Annotated in this window: 5 protein-coding genes; 2 read left to right on the forward strand and 3 right to left on the reverse strand. The window is 31.5% G+C overall.

Going from position 1 to position 6,209, the window contains the following annotated elements; all coding sequences use genetic code 11:
* Positions 1-2,085, reverse strand: a 2,085-nt coding sequence (locus tag ACIQ56_RS13375; RefSeq protein ID WP_397601548.1) for a tol-pal system YbgF family protein, incomplete at its 3' end; no start/stop codon positions are given.
* A gap of 181 nt (positions 2,086-2,266) precedes the next feature.
* Entirely contained in the window at positions 2,267-3,364 is a 1,098-nt protein-coding gene (locus tag ACIQ56_RS13380) for a phosphate signaling complex PhoU family protein (RefSeq protein WP_397601549.1), read from the reverse strand.
* A gap of 105 nt (positions 3,365-3,469) precedes the next feature.
* Here ACIQ56_RS13380 and lipA point away from each other — a divergent pair, with 105 nt between their 5' ends.
* Complete coding sequence (lipA, locus tag ACIQ56_RS13385) at positions 3,470-4,474, forward strand: lipoyl synthase (RefSeq protein WP_397601550.1); 1,005 nt, start codon at positions 3,470-3,472, stop codon at positions 4,472-4,474.
* 24 nt (positions 4,475-4,498) lie between these two features.
* Here the strand turns inward: lipA and ACIQ56_RS13390 are convergent, their stop codons facing one another.
* Complete coding sequence (locus ACIQ56_RS13390) at positions 4,499-5,437, reverse strand: FkbM family methyltransferase (protein ID WP_397601551.1); 939 nt, start codon at positions 5,435-5,437, stop codon at positions 4,499-4,501.
* 449 nt (positions 5,438-5,886) lie between these two features.
* On the opposite strand from ACIQ56_RS13390, the gene ACIQ56_RS13395 reads away from it, so the two are divergent.
* Positions 5,887-6,209, forward strand: a 323-nt coding sequence (locus ACIQ56_RS13395) for a hypothetical protein (RefSeq protein WP_397601552.1), incomplete at its 3' end; no start/stop codon positions are given.

The following is a 6,209-nucleotide window of genomic DNA, read 5'->3' on the forward strand; positions in this document are numbered from 1 at the left end:
GGCTCGATGCGCCCCCTGTGCTAAATTAGCAACAGCAAGAAACATATCTCCCGAATTTGCAAACCTGCCTGAATCCCGTAAATCTTCTGCGTATTGCATGATTGACGATTCAACTGTCTGAGTTTCATCTAAAGACTTTGCAGGATATGCGAGTATTTTCGCATAAAGTGGTTCTACATCAGGAGTTCCACGCAGCCTTTGAGCCCATTCAGCCAGAGTTGGCAAGTCGCGTTCAACATAACGACCAAGTTTCATCTCATCTAAAAGTAAACGTAACGCTGTCTTGTTACGGTAGGGAGCTACTGATAGTTCCCTTAAAGAGGTAACAGATCGATCTGTAAGACCTTCTGTTTTTCTCTTGCTGTCCTGTTCAATTCGGCGCAAAAAGTCGTCTGCCTCCGAAGGTTTATTACTTCGATACAGGAGTCTTGCCGCCAATGCGGCTGCTTCATTTTTCTTTTTTTGATCATTTGATGCTTGCCAAAACGCACCATATAGTTGCGCTGACTTTAGATTTTCCCCTACAGCTTCAAAGGCTTCTGCTCTCGTAAATAAAGCATCACCATCTGCAAAGGTAAATTCTAATAAAGAAGGTCTCGCCTTTTTTTCAAAAGCAATCCAATCTTCCCATTGTTTCGTTTGAGCTGTTTTTTTCAAAAGCTCTTTTACTCTACTAGAAACAATTTTTTCTAAGTCTAATGCTCGATTATCACCCGGTGCCAATTTTTTAAATTGCTGAACCGCAGCATCAGAACTGTTTATAGTTTCATTTTCAATTAATGCTCTAGTTCGATCATATGCACAATTTTTCATCAAATCAAATGGAACACTGCTATCTACGACACATGCGTCGAGATTTTGCTGGTATGATTTTGCCGAACTCGGATTTTCATTCACAATTTGATTTAAAACACGAAGTGTCGCTGCAATTTTTACTATTTTAGGAGAATTTTCTGATAATGCCATTTCAGAATATATTTCTGCATTTTGAAATCTCGTTTTACCAAATCCTTTTTCTTTTGAGTTTTGTAATTCATCTATATCTATAATTCTAAGTTTTGCTAAACTTGAATAATAACTTCCAGGATAATTTAATATTATAGATCTTAAATAGTCATTAGCTAAACTAAAATTATGAGTTAAATATGCGGATTCTCCTGCAAACCATAAAAACTTTGGATCCGATTTAATTCCTTTTTCTGACAACGCAGCAAGTCTTCTAAAAATAGAAAGGGATTGTGCTTCATTCCCACTCTTATAAAACTCTTCCGCTAATTTTTTTCCAATTTCAACTTCGTCTTTTGTTCCAAAAGCAGCTCCCATTTGCATTTGCAATTGAGCTGATTTTCCCTCAGGCATTGGAATAAATTTTTCTAATCTTCCATAAATTTCAGGAAATCCATTTTTGTTTATTGTTTGGTTAGTTTTATTAGTTAAAATTACTGTATTTTTTTTATCATCTTGTAATGTTAACTTATTGGTTTCTTTTGCATCCGTTTTTATTATAGGACTTAAATTTGTAATCGTTTTATTTTTATTCTCATCTAATTTATTTGTCTCTATAATTTGTGCTGAAGGCATACCCTCTTTTACAGATTCTTTGCTCATTCCTTCAATATAATCTGGTTGCCAATTCCAATCGGCTTCTAAATTTTTTTCTTCGGGTTCTGTTCTCCAAAAATCGATTAGAATTCTCCAAGGTTTATTTTGAGTAGCGACAACCCAACCAATTGGAATATTTTTTAGTTGAATATCTATTATAACTTCTGATTTATCTTCATGAATTAAAACTCTTTTTACATATCTTGTATCATAAAAAGAAGTTGCATTGAACTCGCTTGATCTTGCTGGAATGATTCTAATTTGTAATGTTCTTGTTTCTTTAATAAATCTTGTCGCATACCTTCTTGGTTGATTTAATTCAAAAACCAAACGATAACTATCTTCTCCTATAATTGACGGAGATAATTTATTTTCTTTTTTTATTTTTGAACTTTGAGCATAAACAGGAATGGAGTCATAATTGAAATTGACTGCCGTAAGAAATGTAAAGAATGAATATGTGAAGAAATTTTTCTTCAACAATCTTTTCCCCTAAAAATATTTACAGGTAAATATATGTCATTTCTTGTAGCTTACATGAAAGATGTTTACTTATAGCAGTCTGAAAATTGTCAGAAAGTGAAATTTTGACGTGTCAAATACTTTATTACTGTATTTATTAGAGATTTTTTTGCAAAAAATCCCCCCCCCGTCATAAAAATAGTTATTCATTTTGTTCTTGCGTTCTAGCAATTATTTGAGCGAGATGATTTGTTCTAATTAGAAGTGAATTTACAAATTCTTTAAATTTTTTTGGATCGGATTCTATTTCATTTGGTTCAAAATTAATTTCATTCCAAATTATTTGGACAGTTTTATAGGGAACAACTTCTAGTTCTTCTTTTGGTAATTCAAAATCTCCTAATATAATTAACATTAATGATTTATTCCAATTCATGGATGTAATTCGAGCAATAGGAAAAATTTGCGGTGTGATCTCATATTCAGAAAGTAAATTTGTAAAATTAAGAATGTTATTTGTTTTAATTGGCTGACTTGCAACAACAGACAGATCGACAATATCTTTTACATTTTGATACAAAAAAGAAGCTGCAATACTAGCATTAATACCTCCAACATTATCCATAAAAACCAAACGGTATTTTCTTTTTTGAATTTTTCTACGAACCATTCCATTTTCAGCTAAATCAATTTGTTCCGCCCAATTGCAACAAAGATCTGCAATTTTTTCTATTTTAGCACTCATGCTAATAATTCTTAATGCTTTATCTATGTTACCTTTACTTTCTTTTTTTAAGATTTTTTTTGCTATGTGATAGAGTTCTCTTTGTTTAAAGTCAACTTTATCATCTAACAAATGAATTTCTTGAATTAAGGATAAATCTCCCTCAAACATGGCCGTGTAGGATCTTTCAAAGAGATCTTTTGAATCATTTAACATTTCTAAAAAAATCTCTTTTTGATCTGGAATATCTCCATTTACGAGTTGCCTTGCTAAACTTTCTACAGCATCTCCAATACGCTCAATATGGTGTGCAATTTTTGCGCAGGCATAAGCTAACCGGAGTTCATAACCTAAAGGTTGTTGCGTAGCTAATATTTGTAAAATAGATGTATCTATGGCACGTTCAAGGTTATCTATTTCGGAATCAAGAACGACTATTTTAATTAACCGGTTTGGATTGGGATGTTCAAAATGCTGTATGAGAGTAACCAACCCTGTATTTACAGCATCACACATTGTCCTTAATAATGATTTTACGTTACTAAGCTGGACTTCTAAGCTAGAAATTCGCGACATTGTGTTGAATACCTCTTGGAATTTGCATAATTTTTAACGCACTGTTAGGGATAAACAGTTATCGCCATGACCGAATGTGCCATAAGTCTTTTAGGGAGTGCAAACATGCAGGTGGAAAATATAACCAATCAAAACATCAAACAAAAATTTCAATCTGTGATTGAAAATCGTGAAGAGGTTTATCATAAACTTGCAGCTTTATCTGTAGAACCTGAATACAATCCAAGAACGGGTCGTCCTTTAAAACCGAATTGGTTAAAAGTAGGTCTTACAGGTGGTGATGTTTTATATAGTATTAAAAAAGATTTAAGAGAAAAAAAACTTTATACTGTTTGTGAAGAAGCGCGCTGCCCTAATATTTCTGCTTGTTGGAATACAGGAACAGCTACATTTATGATTATGGGTGATGTCTGCACTAGAGGTTGTCGTTTTTGTCATATTAAAACTGGAAACCCTGCTGGACTGCTTGATGCCGAAGAGCCTTTTAAAGTGGCAGAAAGCATTAAGACCATGAATTTAAGTTACGCTGTCATTACAATGGTGGATAGAGACGATCTCCCTGACGGAGGCTCTCATCATATTTCCAAAACAATTGAATCCATTCATAAAGAAAATCCTAATACGAGAGTTGAAATTTTAGCAGGTGACTTTCGTGGACAAGAGTCCTCTATCCAAGAAATTGTTCATGCAGGAAGAGGTCTCGATGTTTTCGCACATAATATTGAAACTGTGCGTCGCTTAAGTCCTCGTGTCCGTGATGCCCGCGCAAAATATGATCAAAGTTTAACTGTTTTGGCTAATGCTTTAAAAATAGGCCCAAAAGGAATGTTTACCAAAAGCGCGATTATGCTTGGACTAGGGGAAACATTCGATGAAGTAGAAGAATCTATGCACGACCTTCGCAAGGTCGGTGTCGAAATTATTACAATTGGTCAATATCTTCAACCGACTCCTAAACACTTAACAGTAAAACGTTTTGTGCATCCCGATGAATTTGAATTTTGGAAACAAGTTGCTAAAAAAATGGGTTTTAAAGCTGTTGCTTCAGGACCTTTAGTAAGAAGTTCTTACAAAGCATCCGAATTATTTCCAGAAGTAACAAAATATTAAATTTAAAAGCTACATTAAAACTTTTTAATCAATATAAATAACAATATCGCCATTCCATTCATTAGATTTATTTGAAATTAATTCATATTTTATTTTAATTTTTGATAACCTAAAGATAATTTTGAAGAGCTTGTCAAACTTATTTTTCCATGGAACTATTCTTTTAATTTTATAAGCTTTTGCTCTGCCATGAAACAAATTTAAAATTTCATTCATATCAAAGTTCTTATCCCAAGATTCAAAAATAATAAATAATTTAATATTATTTGGTAAAACTTTAGAAAAACTTTTTAAAATGGTAGTTTCAAATCCTTCCGCATCTAATTTGATTATCCCAGAAGTATAATTTTTATTTTCAAAATTTTTGAAAATTTGAGGCAAAATATCAACTGTGTTTTTAACTTCTATTTCTACATTAAAATAATTAGATTCATCATAAACTTCAAATCCATCTTTTTTAAGTAAAGTCGCTTCATCGTATGAATTGCTTTCATCTTTAATGAACGCTCCACCCCAATTATTTATGGGTACGGTCAAGACAGACTTTATATTTTGATCGCCTAAGCCAAATTCATAAATTTTATAGTTTGTTTTGTTCAGTGCTATTTTTGAGTTTACTTCAAGAATTTTGCAACAATATGGGTTTGGTTCGAACATATGTACTTCTTTAAAGTTCTTGCCACTTTGACAAGAAGTCAAACCAATATTTGCTCCAATATCTATCAAAAAATCAGAAAACCCAATAGCAGATAAATTTGAAATCAAATTGATTATATGGGGCTCGTGAGTTCCATGAGTCTGTGGGTAAACAGAAATGATATCTCTTCCTCTTAAAAAAAGATCCATAGAGTTTTTTGTTGATTTTAGAAAAAGTTTATCCTTAATTGCATTTTTTATAATACTTAATCCACTTTCCTCATAAAAGTTATAAGGTTCTTCTGATTTAAAAATTGATAGAGACATTTAATCAGGCTTTCTTAATAAGTTTATTGTGGTTCCTGTTTTAAGGAATAAAAAAAATAAAGTATAACATAAATAATTATTAAACATCAAATGAATACAATAAAGTTCATCTCAGATGAGTAAAAGAAATGAATACTATGATAGTCAAAATGGCATTTGTATCAAAAACGAGTGCTCGAGGCGTACTATGTTATTTTAATATTAAAGTAATTAAAATATAAAAAACTTGCACACTCCTTTAAATTTAATCTATTAAAAACTTCTTAAATAAAAATTAGATTACCAAATTATTTTTTAAATTTATTTTCCTTTTTTTAAATTTAAAATAGATTTTTATACCAATTTATTAATTGAATTAAAATCTTTAAATTTTAACTTGATCCTCATGTTTAATTATTTTATTTTTATTTTGTTACAGTCCTTCTTTCACATAATGGAGTTTTAGATCAATGAAAATTGTTACTTTATTATTATACTCTGTTACATTTAATTTCATTTCATATGAAACTTTTGCTTCTCCAAATAGTGATAATGAGATTCCAAAATATGTATATAAAGCGACACCAACGCCGCCAAGTCAAATTTTTAAAATGGGATTTAAAAGATTCTTTGGTACAAGCACAGATCTTTCTGAGTATATGTATTATGTATATCAAAATTTATTTGCGGGCATTATTGAATCGGAGGACGTTTTATCACAATTATCCAACCCTAGTGCTTTTATAAGAACATCATCGGTATGGCAAAACACCATGGATAATGCTTTGTCAAA

It is taken from the genome of Silvanigrella sp. (genome assembly GCF_044369315.1).
Lineage (GTDB): Bacteria > Bdellovibrionota_B > Oligoflexia > Silvanigrellales > Silvanigrellaceae > Silvanigrella.